This window comes from Variovorax sp. EL159, assembly GCF_900100965.1.
Taxonomy (GTDB): Bacteria; Pseudomonadota; Gammaproteobacteria; order Burkholderiales; family Burkholderiaceae_C; genus Variovorax.
Genome location: NZ_FMUJ01000001.1, coordinates 1,082,633 through 1,102,268 on the forward strand (window position 1 = coordinate 1,082,633; position 19,636 = coordinate 1,102,268).

Annotated in this window: 14 protein-coding genes; 5 read left to right on the forward strand and 9 right to left on the reverse strand. The window is 68.9% G+C overall.

The genetic code is table 11. The features are described 5' to 3' along the window. Nucleotide 1 precedes the first annotated feature (1 nt). The 5 genes from cobN to BLQ28_RS05140 all read left to right on the forward strand — a co-directional run bounded on the left by cobN (nt 2) and on the right by BLQ28_RS05140 (nt 6,468). On the forward strand, nt 2-3,820 hold the full coding sequence (cobN, locus tag BLQ28_RS05120) for a cobaltochelatase subunit CobN (protein ID WP_093237435.1): 3,819 nt from the start codon (nt 2-4) through the stop codon (nt 3,818-3,820). Continuing rightward, nucleotides 3,817-4,905 (forward strand): magnesium chelatase ATPase subunit I, encoded by a 1,089-nt coding sequence (locus BLQ28_RS05125; protein ID WP_093237436.1) that lies wholly within the window; start codon nt 3,817-3,819, stop codon nt 4,903-4,905. The genes cobN and BLQ28_RS05125 overlap by 4 nt, the downstream gene beginning before the upstream one ends. Before the next feature lie 83 nt (nt 4,906-4,988). After that, nucleotides 4,989-5,555 carry a vWA domain-containing protein gene (locus BLQ28_RS05130; protein ID WP_093237437.1) on the forward strand — a complete coding sequence of 189 codons (567 nt, stop codon included), beginning with the start codon at nt 4,989-4,991 and terminating at the stop codon, nt 5,553-5,555. Nucleotides 5,556-5,691: 136 nt separating this feature from the next. Then, nucleotides 5,692-6,096, forward strand: coding sequence for a RidA family protein (locus BLQ28_RS05135; RefSeq protein WP_093237438.1), 405 nt, complete (start codon nt 5,692-5,694; stop codon nt 6,094-6,096). Nucleotides 6,097-6,141: 45 nt separating this feature from the next. After that, nucleotides 6,142-6,468, forward strand: coding sequence for a DUF1090 family protein (locus tag BLQ28_RS05140; protein ID WP_093237439.1), 327 nt, complete (start codon nt 6,142-6,144; stop codon nt 6,466-6,468). A gap of 3 nt (nt 6,469-6,471) precedes the next feature. Here BLQ28_RS05140 and BLQ28_RS05145 read toward each other — a convergent pair whose 3' ends face one another. The 9 genes from BLQ28_RS05145 to BLQ28_RS05185 form a co-directional block, all read right to left on the reverse strand. Then, nucleotides 6,472-7,026: an SET domain-containing protein gene (locus BLQ28_RS05145; protein ID WP_256327171.1), complete on the reverse strand. Its 555-nt coding sequence runs from the start codon at nt 7,024-7,026 to the stop codon at nt 6,472-6,474. Further along, nucleotides 7,023-7,895 (reverse strand): GNAT family N-acetyltransferase, encoded by an 873-nt coding sequence (locus BLQ28_RS05150; protein ID WP_093237440.1) that lies wholly within the window; start codon nt 7,893-7,895, stop codon nt 7,023-7,025. The genes BLQ28_RS05145 and BLQ28_RS05150 overlap by 4 nt, the downstream gene beginning before the upstream one ends. Beyond that, entirely contained in the window at nt 7,892-8,848 is a 957-nt protein-coding gene (locus BLQ28_RS05155) for an ABC transporter substrate-binding protein (RefSeq protein ID WP_093237441.1), read from the reverse strand. The genes BLQ28_RS05150 and BLQ28_RS05155 overlap by 4 nt, the downstream gene beginning before the upstream one ends. 21 nt (nt 8,849-8,869) lie before the next feature. Further along, nucleotides 8,870-9,721 carry a PA4780 family RIO1-like protein kinase gene (locus BLQ28_RS05160; protein ID WP_093237442.1) on the reverse strand — a complete coding sequence of 284 codons (852 nt, stop codon included), beginning with the start codon at nt 9,719-9,721 and terminating at the stop codon, nt 8,870-8,872. Continuing rightward, nucleotides 9,718-10,833: a GNAT family protein gene (locus BLQ28_RS05165; protein ID WP_093237443.1), complete on the reverse strand. Its 1,116-nt coding sequence runs from the start codon at nt 10,831-10,833 to the stop codon at nt 9,718-9,720. Before BLQ28_RS05165 ends, BLQ28_RS05160 begins: the two co-directional genes overlap by 4 nt. A 315-nt stretch (nt 10,834-11,148) precedes the next feature. Then, complete coding sequence (locus BLQ28_RS05170; RefSeq protein WP_093237444.1) at nt 11,149-12,351, reverse strand: serine hydrolase domain-containing protein; 1,203 nt, start codon at nt 12,349-12,351, stop codon at nt 11,149-11,151. A gap of 24 nt (nt 12,352-12,375) precedes the next feature. Further along, entirely contained in the window at nt 12,376-14,352 is a 1,977-nt protein-coding gene (locus tag BLQ28_RS05175) for a reverse transcriptase family protein (protein ID WP_093237445.1), read from the reverse strand. Nucleotides 14,353-14,637: 285 nt separating this feature from the next. Further along, nucleotides 14,638-16,350 carry a hypothetical protein gene (locus BLQ28_RS05180; protein WP_093237446.1) on the reverse strand — a complete coding sequence of 571 codons (1,713 nt, stop codon included), beginning with the start codon at nt 16,348-16,350 and terminating at the stop codon, nt 14,638-14,640. Continuing rightward, complete coding sequence (locus tag BLQ28_RS05185) at nt 16,347-19,526, reverse strand: HEAT repeat domain-containing protein (RefSeq protein WP_093237447.1); 3,180 nt, start codon at nt 19,524-19,526, stop codon at nt 16,347-16,349. The genes BLQ28_RS05180 and BLQ28_RS05185 overlap by 4 nt, the downstream gene beginning before the upstream one ends. Nucleotides 19,527-19,636: the final 110 nt, after the last annotated feature.

Here is a 19,636-nt window from a genome sequence, read left to right on the forward strand (position 1 = left end):
CATGCACCTGCTGAGCACCCAGCCCGGACGCTTCGTCGAAGACGACAGCGTCGTCACCCGGCTCGACCAGACACCGGGCGACATCGTGGTGCTCAGCTCGGCCGACACCACGCTCGCGCTGCTCGCGGCCGCGCGCACCGCGCTGGCGTCCGCCGACCCTGGCTATCCGTCGCTGCGGCTGGCCAACCTCATGCACCTGCGCCAGCCGGCCTCGCTCGACCTGTATGTCGACGAGGTGCTGCAGCATGCGCGCGTGGTGGTCGTCGATCACCTGGGTGCCGAATCGGCGTGGGCCTATGGCCTGCAGCAGCTGGAGAAGCTGGCCAGGCGCAAGGGCCAGCAGCTTGCGATGTTCTCGGGCGACCTGCAGGAAGACGAAGACCTGCTCGCGCGCGGCACCGCGCCCCGCGAAGTGAGCCGCCAGCTCTGGCAGTACATGCGCAGCGGCGGCGCGGGCAATGCGATGCAGTTTTTGCGCGCGGTGGCCTTCCATGGCCTCGGCCATGGCGAAGCGCCGTTGCCGCCGCGCAGCCTGCCGCAAGTGGCGCTGCATGTGCCACGCGGCATCATCGATGCGGCCCATTCGGTGGCCGGCATCGACGACCTGCGCGCCGGCTGGCATGCGGGGGCGCCGGTGGTGGCGCTGGTGTTCTATCGCTCGCATCTGCTGTCGGGCAACACCGTGGCCTTCGATGCGCTCGCGGCCGCGCTGAGCGCCGAAGGGCTGAACCCGTTGCCCGTTGCGCTCGATTCGCTGAAAGATCCGCTGTGCATGTCTGCATTCCGCGGCCTGTGCAGCGAGCACGACGTTCAGCTCGTGCTCAACACCACCGCCTTCGCCGCACTGGGGCAGGGCGCGCAGAACGACGAAGGCGAGGCCATCGCCCTGGCCGGCGACGCGCCGGTGCTGCAGGTGATCGTGAGCGGCGGCAACCGCGAGGACTGGCTGGCCGACAGCCAGGGCCTGCGCCCGCGCGACATCGCCATGCAGATCGCCTTGCCCGAGATGGACGGCCGCATCGTCACGCGTGCCGTGAGCTTCAAAGGCCTGTCGCATCGCTGCGAACTCACGCAGACCGAAGTGGTGAACTACCAGCCCGAGCCCGACCGCATCGCCTTCGTGGCCGAGCTGGCGCGGCGCTGGTGTCGCCTTCGCAGCCTTGCCGCGGCCGACAAGCGCATCGCGCTCATCCTGGCCAACTACCCCGGCAGCGAAGGGCGCATCGGCAGCGGCGTGGGGCTCGACACGCCGGCCTCGGTCATCGCGATCCTGCAGGCCATGCAGGCCGAAGGCTATGCGCTCGGCGAGCCCGATGCATTGCCGCACGATGGCGATACGTTGATGCAGAGGCTTCAGGAGGGCATCGCCAACGATCCGGCGCAATGGGCCGCGCGGCCCGCGTGGCAAAGCTACGCGCTGGCCGATTACCGCGCGCGCCTCGCGGCCTTGCCCGAAGGCATGGCGGCTGCCATCGATTCGCGCTGGGGCGCGCCCGAGCAAGACCCGATGGTCAGGCAGGGCCGCTTCATGATCGCCGGGCTGCGGCTGGGCCGCGTGTTCGTCGGCATCCAGCCGGCACGCGCGCTGGGCACGCTCGGTGCCGCCGACTATGCGAGCTACCACGACGCCGAGCTGGTGCCGCCGCACAGCTACCTGGCCTTCTACTTCTGGCTGCGCGATGCCTTCGCCATCGATGCGGTCGTGCATGTGGGCAAGCACGGCAACCTCGAATGGCTGCCGGGCAAGAGCATCGCGCTCTCGCAGACCTGCTGGCCCGATGCGATCCTCGGGCCGCTGCCGAACGTCTACCCCTTCATCGTCAACGACCCGGGCGAGGGCGCGCAGGCCAAGCGCCGCACGCAGGCGGTGATCGTCGATCACCTGATGCCGCCGCTCACGCGGGCCGAGAACCACGGCCCGATGCAGGACCTGGAACGCCAGGTCGATGAGTACTACGACGCGCTGCTGGTCGATGCGCGGCGCGCCAAGGTGCTGCGCGCGCAGATCCTCGCAGCCGTGCGGGCGCAGCATCTGGTCGACGAACTCGACATGCCCGGTGCCGAAGACGATGCCGTGCTGGCGCGCGTCGATGCCTACCTGTGCGAGCTGAAGGAAACGCAGATTCGCGATGGGCTGCATGTGTTCGGCGCTTCGCCGCAGGAACGGTTGCGGCGCGACACGTTGCTGGCGCTCGCGCGTTATCCGGCTGCGGATGGCGTGGGCGCGAATGCCGGGTTGCTGGGCGCGCTGGCGCGTGACTTGTTGCCGGGTGACAGCTTCGACCCGCTCGACGTCGACGCAGCCAAGCCTTGGCAGGGCGCACGCCCCGCGCTGCTGCAATCGGTCAGCAGCGATCCGTGGCGGCATCAGGGCGACACGCGCGAGCGCTTGGAGCTGCTTGCGCAACGCCTGCTCGAAGAAGGAATTCCTGCAGGCATGCCGCAGACCACAGCGGTCATGGCTCGCATCGAACAGACCCTTGCACCAGCGCTCGATGCCTGCGGTGCGCAAGAGCTGCTGCAACTCTCCCGCGCGTTGCAAGGCCGCTTCGTACCACCTGGCCCGAGCGGCTCGCCCTCGCGCGGCCGCCCCGACGTGCTGCCGACTGGTCGCAATTTCTACGCGGTCGATACCCGTGCCATTCCCACGCCAACCGCCTGGACGCTCGGCCTCAAGTCCGCCGCGCAACTGGTCGAACGCCACATGCAGGAGCACGGCGACTACCCGGTGGCAATGGGCCTGTCCGTCTGGGGTACGGCCACCATGCGCACCGGTGGCGACGATCTGGCGCAGGCCTTCGCGCTGATCGGCGTACGGCCCAAATGGGCACCGGGCAGCCAGCGCGTGGTCGATTTCGAGGTGCTGCCGACTGTCGGGCTCGGGCGCCCGCGCATCGATGTCACGCTGCGCATCTCGGGCTTCTTTCGCGATGCCTTTCCCAACGCGGTGCAGATGTTCGACGCGGCCGTGCAGGCCGTTGCGGCGCAGGAAGACGAAGACGCCGAGCGCAACCCGATCCGCGCGCGCATCCTGCGCGAAGCCGCCGCGCTCGAAGCGCAAGGCCAGACACCCGAGGCCGCGCGCCTGCAGGCCGGCTGGCGCGTGTTCGGCTCGGCACCGGGCAGCTACGGCTCGGGCCTGCAGCCGTTGTTCGACCATGGCGACTGGCAGACTGACGACGACCTCTCCAAGGCCTACGTCGGCGGCAGCGCCCATGCCTACGGGCAGGGCAGCGACGGCGTGCCGGCTGCCGACGCACTGGTGCGACGCCTGCGCAGCATGAACGTCGTCATGCAGAACCAGGACAGCCGCGAGCACGACCTGCTCGACTCCAACGACTACTACCAGTTCCAGGGCGGCATGGCCGCCGCCGTGCGCCACCTGAGCGGCCAGCAGCCCGCGATGTACCACGGCGACCACGGCAACCCGCAGGCGCCGCGCGTGCGCACGCTGAAGGAAGAAATCAGCCGCGTGATCCGTTCGCGCGTGGTCAATCCGAAGTGGATCGACGGCGTCAAGCGCCACGGCTACAAAGGCGCCTTCGAGATGGCAGCGACCGTCGACTACCTCTTCGGCTTCGACGCCACCGCCCGCGTGGTCGGCGACCACCAGTACGCGATGGTGGCCGATGCCTACGTGCTCGATGCCGGCACCCGCGACTTCGTGAACGCGCACAATCCGCGCGCGCTGCACGACATGCTCAGCCGCCTGCTCGAAGCCATGCAGCGTGGCCTGTGGCAGTCGCCCGGCGCGTACAAAGAACAGCTTGAAAACCTGTTGCTCGACCACGAGCAGCAGATGGAAGGATCGACCCGATGACCACCGCCGCGCCCATGCCGCTGCCTTTCCCTTTCGCCGCGATTGCCGGCCAGCCGCAGTTGCGCCAGGCGCTGCTGCTCGCGGCGGTCGATCCCGGCCTGGGCGGTGTGCTGATCGAAGGGCCGCGCGGCACCGCCAAGACCACGGCGGCGCGCGCACTGGCCGAGCTGCTGCCCGGCGCGCCTTTCGTCACGCTGCCGCTGGGCGCGAGCCTCGAAAGCCTTGTTGGCACGCTCGACCTGGGGCACGCGCTGGCGGGCCATGAACTGAAGTTCGCACCCGGCCTGCTGGCGCGCGCGCATGGCGGCGTTCTCTACGTGGACGAAATCAACCTGCTGCCCGATGCGCTGATCGACTCGCTGCTCGATGCGGCAGCCAGCGGCGTGAACGTGGTCGAGCGAGACGGCATCTCGCACCGGCATGCCGCGCGCTTCGTGCTGGTCGGCACGATGAACCCGGAAGAGGGCACGCTGCGGCCGCAACTGCTCGACCGCTTTGGCTTGTGCGTGCATCTGCGCAACATCGAAGACGCGGCCGAGCGGCAGGCCATCGTGCGGGCGCGGCTCGCGTTCGACGCCGATCCGCAGGGCTTTCGTGCGACGCATGCGCAGGCCGAAGCTGAACTCGCGGCCGCGCTGGTTCGTGCGCGAGCCGCTGTGGCCAATGCCTCGGCCTTGCCTTATGGCGATGCGGTGCATGAAGCAGTTGGCGCGCTGTGCATCGAAGCGGGTGTCGATGGATTGCGTGCCGACCTCGTGATGCTGCGTTCGGCGCGGGCACTGGCTGCTTGGGACGGCGCGGTAGCCATCTCGACCGATCACGTGCAACGCGTGGCCGAGGCCGTGCTGCTGCACCGTCGCAAGCCGGAAGCGGTCAGTGCGCCTGCGGCTGCTGCTCCTGCGCCGGCTCCTTCATCGCGACCCGCCGGCAACGGATCGAATCAGTCGACCGCAGGCAACGAGAGCGCAGGCGAACAGAACTGGGGTGCCATGCCGCCCGAGCCCGTCGGCATCGAGCGCGTGAAACCGCTGCGTCCGCTGATCCCCTCGCAAACGCTTTCGCAAGCTGCCCCAAAAAAAGCCTGAGCCTCCGGGACGCCGCACCCGCTGGCGCACGCCAGGGTGACCGGAGGCAGGGCACGCAAAGGGATGCGTGGCATGGCCCCGCCTTGCAGGGCACGGCCTTCGATTGGCCGCGCACGCTCATTGCCCGTGGTGCGAGTGACTTGCGTGCGGAGCACCTGCGGCATCGGCCGCAGCAGGCGCGCAGCGGTGCGCTCCACTGCTTCCTGCTCGACTGCTCGGCCTCGATGCGCAACGACGGCAACCTCGCGCGTGCCAAGGGCCTGTTGCTCGCGCTGATGCAGGAGGCGTATCAGCGCCGCGACCACGTCGCGCTGCTTTGCTTTGCCGGCAACGTGGCCGAGCTGCGCCTGTCGCCGCGCCGCGCAAGCGCCTGGAACGACGACTGGATCGCCCCCATCGGCGCCGGTGGTGGCACGCCGCTCGCGCTGGGCGTGGAGCGCGCCGAACAGCTGCTGGTTCGCAGCGAGGCCCGCCAGCGCTGGCTGTGGTTGCTGACGGATGGCCGCACCAGCGAAAGCCCCGCACGGCCCGAAGCTGCCGATGTCGCCTGCGTGGTCGATTTCGAAGCGGCACGACTCCCGCTGCATCGCGCGCGGCAACTGGCCGAGCGCTGGCAGGCGCGCTACTTGGCGGCCGATCAGGCGGCTTGAATCACAAGCGTCGATGGCGCGTCTTCGGGCGCGGCAATCGGCCTTCGCGCCAAAAGCTCATCTGCCGTAGGGCCAAACGGTGCGCGCCTTCCCTTCGATACTGCCGCCGATTCAACCCAACCCCCAAGGAAACGACATGGCAGCAACAAGGCGCGTGGTGCGCGAAGGCGCGTTCAGAAAGATCATTGCCGACGGCGTGCAGGTGGGCGACACGATCTACCTGTCGGGCCAGGTGAGCGTGGATGGCGAGGGGCGCACCATCGGCGCGGGCGACACGGCGGCGCAGCTGCGACAGGCCTACGGCAACGTCCGCAAGGTGCTCGAATCCTTCGGCGCGTCGATGGCCGACATCGTGGACGAAACGCTTTTCGTGACCGACATCGAAGGCTTTCTCGCCGATGCCGATGGCCTGTTCGCCCTTCGCGCCGAGATGTTCGGCGGCGAGCCGCAGATTTCGCAGACCCTGGTCGAGGTGTCGCGCCTGGGCAGTGCCGACTGGCTGCTGGAGATCAAGTGCGTTGCCAGAACGGCTGCAGTCTGAAGGGGTGAAGGCCCGCTCCCTCGGGGACTTCAGGTACCTTACGGTATGCTTTTGAAACCCTGCTTCCTGGCCCTCGCACTGACCCTGGCATTGCCTGCCTTCGCGCAATCCGCGGAGCCTTCGGACGCTGGCGATTGCAAGGCGCAGGAAGCGGCGCTCGAGAGCGACATGGACCTTGCCCGCTCCAGGGGCCAGATGCTGCGCCGGCGGCAACTGGCCGAGGCACTGAGTGCATTGCAGGCGCGTTGCAATGCAACGGCACCGAGCAAGGCCGTTCGCATCGAAAAGCTGGAGCAGGAAATCAAGACGCTGCGCTCGGAACTCGAGCGTGCCGAAGAGCAGTTGCGCAGCCTGAAGAACGAGTCGCCCTGAGGGCTACTTGCCCATGTGCACCGGCTGAACGGCGTTGCCCGATGCCGCGTGGGGCTGTGGATCGCCGGGCGATGCGACGTCTTTCTCCACCGTGGTGTCCGCAGGCGCCAGCATCGTTCCGCGGCAGTTCGGCGAGCCGCAATGGCAGGGGTACTTCGAGGGCGGCGAGCCGTCGTCGGCCGTCAGCGAATAGTCGATGAACAGTTCGTCGCCCGCATCCACCGGCTCCAGCGTCTGGAACTTGAGCACCAGCTCGCCTGCGTCGTCGTATTCCTCGACGGCCTCGCAGTTCGGCTCGCACGAGTGGTTGAGGTGGCGCGTGGCGTTGCCGCCCTTGGCGCCGTCGATGGTTTCCTGGTTCGTCAGTGTGAACAGGTAGGTGAGCTGGTCGTCCCAGACCTTGGTGGCGATTTCCTGCTTCGAGTAGCGGCGACCTTCGTAGAGGCCGAGAAAGGCTTCGGCCGGCAGGTCGCGCGTGGCGAAGGCGCCGAGGCCGTGGACGCCGCTGGGGCCGACCCGGATGAAGGGGGTGGAAGAGGTCTGCTTGCGATGCTTCATGTGAGGGACGAGGCGTTGTTGCCCGACGGGAAGGGCCACGCCATTTCTATCTGACGGATGACGGTGCTTGCGCCGCGTGCGGTCGCTGCATTGGACAGGGGGCTGCGCGCGGGTTCGTCGACCAGACGCCAGCGGGTGCCTGCGCGCGCGGCGGCCAAGGCGTCGAGCAGATCGTGGGCGGCCGCTTCGTCGATGGCGGCTGCGTCGAACAGGGTGCCTTGGGCATCGCCGGCTGGCGCCATGACGGCATAGCCGACGACCGCTGCGCCGCGTCGCACGCCGAGTGCGATGGCGCCTTCATGAGTGAGGGCGTCGCGCACGGTCGACAGCTCGCGTCGCCACGTGGGGCGCGACACCGCACTGCAGGCTGTGCGAACGGCTGTGAGTTCTTCAGAGGCAAGCGTGTCGCCGACGCCTGTCGCACGCGCCTCGAAGGCCCACTCAAGAACGTCGAGCGTGCGGAGCTCCCCGAAGCCGGCCTGCCGGTAGAGCACGCGCGCCGGGTTCTGTTCGATGACTTCGAGAAAGGCCCGGTCGATTCGCGCCGTCGAGAAGGCAGCGGTCTGTGCTTCGATGAGCTGCCGGGCCAGCCCTTGCCGCCGGTGCGTGCTCGCGATGCCAAAGCCCGCGAGGTAGGCCCGGTCTTGCCGCAGGCCGGCAAGCGAGATGCCGCAAGCCACCCCATCGACCGCGATGACGCGCGACAGGGCCAGGTCCACGTCGCCACGCCGCAGGTGCCGGTCGAAGCGCGGTCGGTCGAAGGCAATGGGAACGAAGTAGCCCTCGTAGGCGCGGTTCCAGAGCGCAGTGAGTTCGTCGCGCGTGAAGTTCGTGGCGAGAACGGCCGCCGTGCCGGTGTTGTTGCTCATCGCGGGTTTTGTGCAGGGAGTGAATTCAGGCAGCTCACGATGGCATCGGCCGCTTCGTCCAGCCGGGGGCCGGGCCGCATCATCAGGTCGAAGCGCGCCGAGGCAAAGCTGCAGACGCGGCCGCGCTGGATGGCGGACATGGCCGACCAGCCGGGCCGCGCGGCCATGGCGGATATTTCGCCGAGCGCCGACACCATCAGCACGTCCGGGTCGGCGCGCACGACGAATTCGGGGCTCATCTTCGGAAAGGGGCCGAGCGTGCCGGGCACGGCGTTGGCAAGGCCGAGGCGGGCCAGGGTCTCGCCGATGAAGGAGCTTTCGCTGGCCGCTGCCACGCCGCCGTGCACCTCGAAGTACACGCGCCGCCCCTGCCAGCCGGCGGGCACGCGGGCGCGTGCGGCATCGAGGCCGGCGTCGAGCTTGCGCCAGAAGGCTTCGCCGGCGCCGGGGCGGCCGGTGGCGCGGGCCACGGTTTCCATCACGCGGCGCATGTCGGCATGGGTCTTGGCGTCGAGCGCCAGCACCTTGATGCCCAGGCGCTCCAGCGGCTCGGCGGCGCGGCTGCGCGGACGCAGCAGCACCAGGTCGGGCTTGAGCGCGACGATGCGCTCGATGTTCGCGTCGTCGATGCCGCCCACCTGCGGCAGGCCCTTCACCGACGCCGGCCAATTGGCATGGCGGTCGATGCCCACCAGCCGGTCGCAGGCGTCGAGTGCGCAGACGGTCTCGGTGAGCGAGGGCATCAGCGACACGATGCGCCGCGCCGGCGCCTGCAGCTCGAGCGTGGTGCCGCGGTCGTCCTCCAGGCGGATGGTGGCCGCCGCCGCATGCGCCGAACCGATGCCCAGCGCGACGAAGGCCGCGGCCTTCGCGATCCGGCGGATGGCGGTGGCGCGTGGCTGGCGCCCGTGCGAGGGTTGCGGGGCAGGGTGCGGCAGGGAAGAGGCGTTCATCGTGCGGGCTCGAAAGGCCCGCTATTGTCGCGGCGTCCGCATCCGCAGCAGCCGCGCCGCCTCTTCGGCGCGCGCGTCGTCCACTTCGCGCAGCACGTTGCGCAGGTCGACCGGGCCGGTCTCGCGCACATAGGTGCCGGTCAGTTCGGTCTCGGGGCGCAGCAGGCCGCGCTCGTAGAGCTGCCAGATCTCATCGCCGTAGTGCGTGCGCAGCAGCGCCGGTGCGAACTGGCCGAAGAAGTTGCGCAGGTTCTCGACGTCGCGCAGCAGCATGCGCTGGGCGTGGTTGTTGCCGGCGGCATCCACCGCCTGCGGCAGGTCGATGATGACGGGGCCGTCTTCGGCCAGCAGCACGTTGAATTCCGAAAGATCGCCGTGCACGATGCCGGCGCACAGCATGCGCATCACTTCCCTGAGCAGGCTGGCGTGGTGCCGCATGGCGTCCTCGGGCGTGAAGACCACGTCGTTCAGGCGCGGAGCGGCGTCGCCGTTGGCGTCGGTCACCAGGTCCATCAGCAGCACGCCCTCGAGGAAGTTGTGCGGCGTGGGCACGCGCACGCCGGCGGCGGCCAGGCGGTAGAGCGCATCGACCTCGGCGCTTTGCCAGATGGCCTCGGTCACCTTGCGGCCGAAGCGCGTGCCCTTGGCCATGGCGCGCGCCTCGCGCGTGTTCTTGACGCGGCGGTTCTCGGTGTAGTCGACGGCCTGGCGAAAGCTGCGCTTGTCGGCTTCCTTGTAGACCTTGGCGCAGCGCGTTTCTTCGCCGCAGCGCACGACGTAGACCATCGCTTCCTTGCCGCTCATCAGCTGGCGCACCACGCTGTCGATCAGGCCTTCGTCGACCAGTGCCTGGAGTCTTTGAGGTGCTTTCATCGTTGTGCCTCCTGTTGCTGCGAAGCCAGGGGGCGGGTCGCGAGGAAGGCCTTCAGGCTTTCGGTGCCGATCTGGTAGACCCCGTCGTTCCGGTACGGGACGTAGCCGAGTTGGTGGTTGATGGCGAGCATGGGTGCGTTGATTTCGGCGTTGCTGGTGACGGCCATGGTGAGTTCGGGGTGGCGCTCGTGCACGAGCCGCAGCATGGCGGCCTTCACGCCCTTGGCGAGGCCCTTGCCGCGCCAGTTGCGCGCGACGGCCGTGAGCCGCTGGAACATGCGGTCGGGGTAGAGCTGGTTCCAGCTCGCATCGCACATCGCCGCGATGTCTTCGCCATCGCGCAGGAGCACGAGGAAGTGCTCGCCGCCGCGGCGATCGATCTCTGCGTACCAGGCGAGGTAGTCGTCCAGCTCGTAGCGCAAGGGCGCGCGTTCGAGCCCGCTGGTGGGCGCATCGTCGAGCAGCACCGACATGGGTTCGATCAGCGTCGCGAGCCGGTCGCGCGGCACGCGGCCGATGTGGATTTCGGCGCGCAGGCCGCGGGCGGGGCTGAAGGCCTCGGCTTGCCAGCGTGCGAGCGCGGCCCAGTCGAGGTCGGCGAAGGCCATGCGGTTCTCGACGCTGCGATGCTTCTCGGTCGCGCCGATGGCCTGAAGGAAGGCGTGGCCTTCAGGCAGGTGCGCCCTGAGGGTCGCGATGGTGTGCCCCTGCGCTTCCATCGTGGCCAGCAGGCCGTGCAGCAGCCGGCTGGCGACGCCCTGGCGCCGGTGCGCGCGCAGCACGCCGCCCCAGACATCGACGAAGGGTGCGAAGGTCGCGTGGTCGGGCGTGCCTTCGCGGCGGTAGCTCATGTTCAGGCTGCCGAGAAGGCGGCCTTGCGCGTCCTGTGCCAGCAGGCGCTGGATGTTGTACAGGGGCCGGTCCCGCTCCTGCAGCACGTTGCGCCGGATCTCGACGTCGCTCGGCTGGGGCTCCTCGGGAATGTCTTCCTCGTTGCGCAGGCGCCAGTAGGCAAGGACGTCGTTCCATTGCGCTTCGGATGCGCGCGCAGGATCGAAAACGGTGACAGTGGTAGCGGTATGCCGCGAAGCCGCGGCACGTTGTTCAAGCATGGTGAGCCTTGATTCGGAAATGAACGGATCGCGGCCGGCACGAGGTCGGTCGTGCAGGCGGCAACGTTTGAATCGATGGCGGTTTGTCTCGGCGGCGAAGTGGCCGCGAGGCCCGGACCGGGCGTGCCCGTCAGGGGCGCGCGCTACGCAGGAAGTGCGTCAGCAGTCAGTGCCGATGAGGCTCGACAAACCGTACGGGAGTGGGGGCATGAATTGCAGTGTCTTCCATCGCGCACCTCCGGTCTGAGTTGTTTGTCGAGGCGCCGACTGTAGCGGGGATGCCGCGCGTTGTGAAGTGCGGTGTGGTGTTTTGGGTCAATGGCACCCGTCGGCCACCGACCGGAACACGTCGATCAGCTCTGCCTCGTCCTGCTGCGCGCCGTAGTCGCTGAGCTTCGTGATGACGGCGTGGTGCTTCGGGTTGACGTAGACGAACTGGCCGTAGACGCCGATCGCGGCGTAGTCGCCGTTCTTCTCGTGGCCCGGCGGATGCCACCATTGCGCGGCGTACATCCAGCCCGGCTCGGCCTCGGCCACTGGCGTGCTGATCCGGGCCATCCATGCCGGAGAGATCAGCGTCCGGTCGCCGGCCCTGCCGCCCGCGAGCGCCAGCAGGCCGAGCTTGGCGAAGTCTCGCGGCGTGGCGTTCAGGTTGCCGAAGCCGCGCTCGATGCCGTCCGCATGATCGAGGTTCCACGTCGCCACGTCTTCGGCGCCGAGTGGGTGCCACAAGCGGTGTTCGAGCACCTTGGCCAGCGGCTCTCCTTCGATGCGCGCCACGATCATCGACAGATATTGCGCGTCGACGCTCCGGTAGGCCGATTGCGTTCCGGGCGCGAAGAAGAGCGTTCGGTGCTTCATCAGGTAGCCGGGCAGGTCGGCCGTCACCTGCATGCCGGCGACGCCGGCGAAGGGCTTGTATTCGGCGTAGTCCTCGGTCATGTCGATGCCGCTCTTCATGTCGAGCAGGTCCGCGACGGTGATGTCGTCGAACTTCCCGCCGATGGCGAACTCCGGAAGCACCGCCACGAGCCGGGTGCGCTCCGACAGCTTGCCCTCGTCGATGAGCTGCCCGACAAGCAGGCCCACGACCGACTTGGCGATGGACCACGAGGACTCGCGCGCCGTCTTCTTGCCGGGCTCGCTGTACCACTCGTTCACCAGCGTGCCGTTGCACATGACCAGGAACGCATGGGTCCGGGTCTCGTGCAGCACGCTCACGATGTCCTCGCTCTTGCCTTTCCACGGCACGCTTCCCGAGAGGGGCTGGATATGTTCGGGAATGGGCCGTGGCTGCGGCGAGGCCGTGATCGTCCGGGTGTCGTAGAGCACCTCGACCTCGGATCTTGGCGTGAAGAGAAAGCGCACGAGGAACAGCGGGTTCTTCATGCCGATCGCCGCCGTGTACGCGAAGCCACCGACGACCAGCAGCAGGAGTGCCGTTGCGACGATGAGCGCCGCCTTCCGCCCGCGCCAGCGACGCCGCGCCGGCGCGGGTGGCTCGGTTGGAATGCTCATCCGAATTCTTGCGGGGTGGCGTGGCTACCGGCTCAGGCCGCGCACCACGCCCAGCAGGGCCGACGCTGCAATCAGCGCGATGACGAAGCGCATCCAGCCCGACCGGCGCTGGATGATGTTGCCGATCACGACAGCCCCCACCACCAGCCACACCATGGGGCTGCGGCCGCTGAAGATCGACGACAGCACATACAGCCCTTGCAGCGCGATGCTGGCCCAGACGATGAATGGAGACTCGGGCGCGCGAGCGGGTGCCGAGGGTTCGGGCTCGGCCTGCGCCGGTGCGATGGCGGGCGCCGCAACCGCACGCGGTACAGGGGCGGCAGCCGCTGCGGCTGCGGCGGCCTGCGCACGTTCGGCTTCGCGCTTGGCCTTTTTCTCCTCAGCGAGTTGCTCGGCTGTTTTCTCGAGCACGGGTGCGGAAGCCTGTGCCGGTTGCCACCACGCGGGCCAGGGCGCCTGGCCTGCGGCGGACTGCTTTCGGAACTGTCCCGGTGCCAGGCGCCGTTGCGGCGCGCTGTTCGCCTCGTGCGCCACGGCTGGCACAGCCGACACAGGCGTTGTCACCGCGCTGCCCCTGTGCTTGGCGGCCAGCGCGCGAACACGCTGCAGATAAGGCTCGCCGCGCGCCGCATCGGTCATCGCGATGAAGTTGGCGTACCCGCGCAGCGCACCGATCACGTCGGTGTTGCCGTTCCATTGCAGCCCTTGCGGCCCATGCCGTTCGGCCTGGTGCAGCACCGCGCGAAAGCGCCGCAGCGTGTCGCGGTCGAGCGAGAGCTTGTCATTGACGACGATGCCGGTCACGTGCTGCTGCTGGTGCTTGCGCATGACCTGCTGCTTGTCGGGGTGCACCGTGAGGCCTTCGCTGGCCACGATCTGCTTCACGCGCCACAGCAGCTTGCCGGTGTCGCGGCTGTGCGCGGGGCCGGCCGAAAAGCTCAGGTCGTCCGCGTAGCGCGTGTAGCGAAAACCCAGCTTGGCCGCACTCGCGGCCAGTCGCGCATCGAGCCGGCGGCACAGCAGGTTGGTCAGCATCGGGCTGGTGGGCGCGCCTTGCGGCAGCACGCGCTCGCCACGTGCGACGAAGTAGCGCTGGCCATCGAGCTGCACTTCGTCGGTCGGCGCCTCGGTGCAGACCAGCGCCAGCAGGCTCGCGACCTGCGACGAGTAGCCGAGCTGGCGGAACACGCCGCGCACGCGGCGCATGCCGATCGATGGAAAGAAGTCTTTCAGGTCGAGGTTGATCACCACGTCCTGCCCCACGTGCGGCGCGGCATTGGTCAGGATCGAGCGGCCCGGCAGAAAGCCGTGCACCGCCTCGTGCACCGGCATCTTCGAGAGGATGTTGTCGAGCACCCAGTACTGCGCGCGTTTCAGGCGCGGCATGGGCGCCGAGATGTGGCGCTCGCCGCCGCTCTTCTTGGCGATGGTGAAGCGCTGGTAGTGGCTCACGTTGGCCACCTCGCGGTGCCAGGCCAGGAAGCGCAGCTCGCCCAGGCCGATGCCCATCGCGCCGGCGAGGTCGCCCGCGTGGTTGAGCGCGGGCAGGGCGTTGCGGGCCAGCGCCTGGCTGTCGCTCTGTGCTTCGCCCAGGCCACCCGAGACACCGTCGCCCACGTAGAGCAGTTCGCGCTGGCGCCGGTCGTGCCAGGCGAGGGCGCGGGCATGGCGGCCCTGTGCCAGCCGCTGGCGGGTTTCTTCGCGACGCTCGCGGGCCTTGGCCATGCGCTCCTTGCGCATCATCTTCAGGGCCTTGTCGCGGTCGGAGATGCCGCGCAGCTCTTCGCCGAGCTTGCTCAGCGCCACCTGCAGTTCGCTCTCGCGGCGGATCAGTTGCGATTCGACCGTGGGCTGCGCCGCATCTTGCGGCCAGAAGCCCAGGCGCTGCATTTCCTGGAGGATGACTTCCTGCTTGGAGCTGGTGCGCAGGCGCTCGTAGAGCTGCTCGCGTGTGAGCGCCGAATCGGGAATGGAAGATGAAGAAGCGGGAGGCTGCATGGTCCTGGCGTGACGCCATCGGCCGATGCACTGCTGCAAAAGAAAAATTGCGAACGGAGCGGGAATCTCGTCGAAGAGCCTCGGGACTGGAGGGCTCCACTCGACGCCGTAGGTGCACGGTGGCGCCGATGAGCTTCGAGGAAGCCGCACCGTTATCGCGCCACCGTGCACCTACGGCACAGTGAAGAGACGTCCAGTGACGCTTGGGAAGTGCTGTGTGCGAGGGTGGCGATGCGCCACCCGGATTGCAAGAGCCTTCCCGCTCCGTTCGCAAAAAGCAGTGTATCAGTCGATGCGTGCGGTCCTTTCCGGATCGGTCGTTGTTGGTGTGGTCGTGTTCGATGGCAGCGCGGCAACGGCCGGTGCTGCCGTCAGGCGCAGCGCGAGCATGTGCTCGCACGGCCCCTGCCGCATGTGATGGCGAAAGAAGTGGTCGCACTGGCAGTCGCCGTTGTCGACGCGCTGCTCGGCGTTCAGCTGCAGGCTCACGAGGTATTCGCGCTGGCCCGAGGTGCCCTTGCACTTGCCGCTCAGCGTCATGCCGCCATCGGGCCGGGCCTGTGTCTTCACGTTGTTGACGCGGCCCGCCTTCACCAGTTCGGCGGCGGCTTCTTCCTGCGGGCTCGAATAGCGCAGCTTGTCCATGGGCAACGGCTCGCGGCTCAGCTCGCGCAAGCGCCAGACGCCGTGCGCCAGGTCGTACACCACGCGGCCGGCCTGCACGTAGCCGCCGAGCGCCGCGTCGACGGTCAGGCTCGACAGGCCGGTGGCCGCGGCCAGCTCGGCGGTGGTGGCGCGCCAGCGTTCGCCGAGCGCTGCGAACACGCGCAGCAGGCTGTCCTGGTCGACCGTGTGGCGCGGCTGCAGCAGCTCGAAGTGGCCGTTGCGTGCCCAGTCGTTGGCGGTCCAGCCCGACAGGCCGAGCGTGAACTCCATGTCGGGCAGTTGCGCGACCCAGAAGCTCGGCATGCCGGTGCCCAGCAGGTGCACCGTGAAGCCCTGTGCCACCGGCACGAGCCGCTCCAGTTGCAGCAGGCGGCGCCGGCCCCAGACACGGATGTCGATGTCCGACGTGGCGCTGTGCGTCGAGCGCGGGCACACCAGCTCGTGCCCCCAGGGCTCGAACAGAATGCGCACCGGCTGCCCCGGCCGCAGGATGAAGCGCAGCGAGCGCGGTCCCACGCGCTCCTTGCGGCGGCGCAGCACCAGGCAGATGTTGTGGATGTCCATCGGATGCAGCTGCAGCCGCTGCGCCGGCAACAGCATCGCGCTGCTGACCTGCAGGAAGCCGCGCACCCAGCTGTCGGGCACGTCGATCTTCGGCTCGTGGAAGGCCGGGTCGTTGCCGCTTTGCACCTGGAAGCCGCCGGGGTCGATGGACAGGCGCGTGGACTTGTAGTCGCGGATCTTCTGGAACTCGTCGTAGAGCGATTCGGAGTAGTCGACGTTGGTGGTGCCGAAGGCGTGATCGCTCACGCGGTCGAAGACTTCGTGGCTGCACGAGAACATGCCGTAGCTCGACTCATCCTGGCTGAAGCACTCGAAGAACACGCGGTCGGGGTGCACCGTGATCACCGGGTCGAGCACGAACCAGGCTTCGCGGTTGACCTTGTAGATGTGGTCGAAGTAGCGCTTCTGCGCGCCCATGAAGGGCTTGAGCACTTCCTGCTTGCGCTTGCGCAGTTCGTCCAGCTCGGTGCGGATCGGCGCCATCTGCGCCTTCAGTTCGTCGCTGCGCGCCATGTACTGCGCGAGCAGGTCGCCTTCCTGCCCGGCCAGCCATTCGAGGTACGCGCTCTTGTCGCGCGGCTGGAAGCGCAGGTCGCCCACCACCACGTCGTGCAGCGCGGACATGCCTTCGCGAAACGGCAGGTGGCGGTTGACCTCGGCCACGAAATGCACCGGCGCGCGCAGCGTGTCGGGTGCGAACTGCAGCGCCGTGCTGTTCGCCGTGTGCTGAACACCCGAGTGCCCGAAGTAGCGGTACTGGAACCTCATGCGGCGGGCCCTCCCGTCGGCAAGGCAGGCGGGGCGCGGCGCGGTGCGACGCTGCGCACCGAGGCGGTCTGCAAGGGGTTGTCGAGCGCGGGGAACTGCGCCTGGATGCTGCGCAGGCCCGCCACGTACTGCGCGCGCTCGGTGATGGCGCCGGTCACGGCCTGCCGCGCGAACACGCGCGCGACGATGCGCGCGATGTCTTCCGAATGCGCCGCCTGCGCGGCCAGGAACTGCATGACCCGCGCCTTCGCCAGCCGGCCCCGGTTGGCCTGCGACAGCACGCTCAGAAAGTACGGCTCCAGCCGCGCCAGCACGTCGGCCTTCTGGCCCGCGGCCGAGGCCAGCCAGTTGGTGACGAACAGCTGCATGCCGGGCGAGGGGTGCTGGCTCAGTTGCAGCATGTAGGTGGTGACGTCGGTCACGTCGAAATGGGTGGTGAGCAGTTCGCGGCCCAGGCGCTGGGCACCCGCGTCCTTGTGGTCGCACAGGCGTACCAGCAGCGGCGGCGTCCATTCGGGCGCGCTGCCTTGCGCACCGAACCATGCGCGGGCCCATTCGCGCGCATCGTCCCAGCGGCTGTCGAAGATGCGCAGTGCATCGTCGAGCCGGGCCAGCGTGCGCTGCGGATGGGCCGCCAGCTGGTCCATGGCCCAGCGGCGCGCGGCGGCGGTGTCGACGAGGCCGAGGCTTGCGGTCTGCAGCACGTCGAAGCTGTCGGGCGCCTGCAGGGGCAGCAGCCAGCTGCCCAACCTCTGCGCGCCCTTGCTGCGCGCTTCGAGCAGCCGCAGCGTGACAGCGGGCTCGCCGGCGCGGGTGTGGTCGGCCAGCGGGCCGCACAGCCATTGCAGGAGAAAGTCGAAGACGCCTTCCGCGGATTCGGCGCGGAACAGCTCGTCGCGCAGCAGCGGCATCAGCGCTGCGCCAAAGGCCGGGTGCTGCGGCAGCAGCTGCGCGAGCTTGGGTGCCACGGCCGCGCGCACGTTCGGCATCGGGCTGCTGCAGAAGGCCGCGAACAGCTCGGGCTGGCTGACCAGCGTGGCATCGGGCAGGGCGGTGAAAAGGCGCACGCCGGCACCGCGCAGGCGCCCATCGTCCGACTGGAGCAGCCGCGTGAGCACTTCCACCGGCAAGCCCTGCACCGACGCGGGATGCAGCAGCAGCCATTCGGCGGCGGTGGCCACCACGTCGGCACTCGCGTGGTCGAACAGCGCGAGCAACGCAGGCAGAGGCGCCTTGGCCGCCGCATTGCGCAGCGGACCTTGCAGCGCCCATTGCAGGTTCTCGCAGATGGCGTCGAGTTCGGGCTGTTCGACATCGCAGGCCGACAGCCATGCGAGCAGTTCGACGCACAACGCATCGAGCGTCGCAAGGTTCGGCGTGGCCGCCTGCACCAGCAGGCGCGAGGCGCGGCGCACTTCGGCATCGGTGGAGGTCAGCAGCAGCATCAGCAGTTCGACCTGCTGGCTGTACAGGCCCGGGTCTTGCGCGATGCGCTCGAGTGCATAGGTGCGCGCTTCCGCCAGGGGCGACTGCAGCAGTGCGGGCAGCCATGGCTGCGCGGGCGCGCCGGCGGCGATGCGCTGGCGTGCAATGGCGAGCGCGAAGCGGGCGGTGTCGGCCCACGGGCTGGCCAGCAGTTGCCAGACCGCGGGGGCTTCGAGCGCATCGCAGAAGGGCTTGTTGTCTTGCAGCGCCAGCGCGGCAAAGCCGTGCACCGCGGCGCAACGGCCCTGCTGCATCAGCTGCAGCAGGGCTTGCGGATGCCGGTCCCAGCGCTCGGGCCAGGCTTCGGTGCGGCGGGTGCGCCGCTCGGGCAACGGCGTGCTGCGGCGCCAGCGCAGGCCATCGCGCTGGACTTGCCATTCGTCGTCGTGGCGATGCAGCAGTTGCATCAGCACCAGCCAGCGGCTGTAGGGGCCGGTGTGCCACTTGCCGGGTTCCTCGGTCCAATGCGACAGGGACTGCTCGCCGGCCGTGCCGGCGTCGGCATCATCGGCGGCGAGCAGCACGCCCATGGCCAGCTGCAGCCAATTGGGCTCGTCGGCCGCGCCGGTCAGGGCCAGCCGGCGCAGGTTGCGCCAGGTGCGGCGACGCAGGTAATCGCGGGTGCGCTGGCTGTAGGCGAGCCGGCTGTCGGGGCGCACGATCTCCTTCGCGATCTCGACGTAGCGACCATTGGCCAGCGCCCATCGGCCGCCGGAGCGGAAGGCGGCGCGTTGCGTTTCAAGGCGCTGGTGCAGCAGGCCAAGCAGCGGATAGTTGCCGGCGAACTCCGCGCCCTTGTAGAGCCGGCGCCAGGCGCGAAAGCCGCGTGCGGCCAGCGGCAGGGTGCGGGCGATTTCAAGCACGGCGGTGCATGCCGGGCCGTTTGCCGCGTGGCCTTCGAGCAGCGAGAGATCGAAGAGCTGCTCGATCCAGCTGTCGTACTTCAATCCGTTCCAGTGCGCAGGGTCTGCCAGCAGTTGCTGGATGGCAGGCAGCAACTGCCCGTCGGGTGCCGCCTGCAGGCTGGTCCAGGCGCGGCGCAGCGAGGCTGGCCAGTCGTCCACGATGCGGTCGGCTTCGGTTGCGCGCTGCGCTTCGGGCCACAGGCTGAGCGCCGCCCAGCGCGCCGCGCGGGCCACCATCGGCGTGCGCGCGCGTTGCGAGAGTTCGCGCATCGCCTCGAAGGCGCCGCCATCGCCGCAACGGCCGATGGCCCAGGCGATGCAGTAGTCGAGCATCGGCTCGCCGGTCTCGAGGTACTCCACAAGGCGGGGCACGGCCGCCGCCAACCGCCTTTCGCCGATGCGCCACACCACGCGGCTCTGGCGAACGGGTGGCAACAGGCGCCATGCGTCGGGATGGAGGCTGGCCAGCAGCACGGCATCGCCCGGATGTGCGGTTGCCGAAACACCCGGTACCGGCGCGGCGGCGGGTACGCCGCCTTCGAGCGTGTAGCCCTGCGCGATCTGCGCCGCCACGGCCTGCTCGAATGCGGCGTTGGCGGCTTCCAGCGGCAATGGCGAGGGGGTGTGGACCGTTTCCTTCCACTGCAGGCCGTCGCGGCTGGTGCTGACATGCACCACATGGCCCGGCGCTTCGGGCAGGGCGAACAGTTCGACGGTGACGAAGCCTGTCGGGCCCTGCGCGCCGGGCTTCGTGCGGATCAATTTCTCGGAGCGAATGCGCTTCACGCGGAGGCCTCCCTGCCTTCGGTTGGATGCTTGCCTGTGCCTGTTTGTTGCCGCGCATCTTAGCGGGCGTGTGCGTCGTGCGGGCATGTGTAGCATCGCGGCCTGCAGGC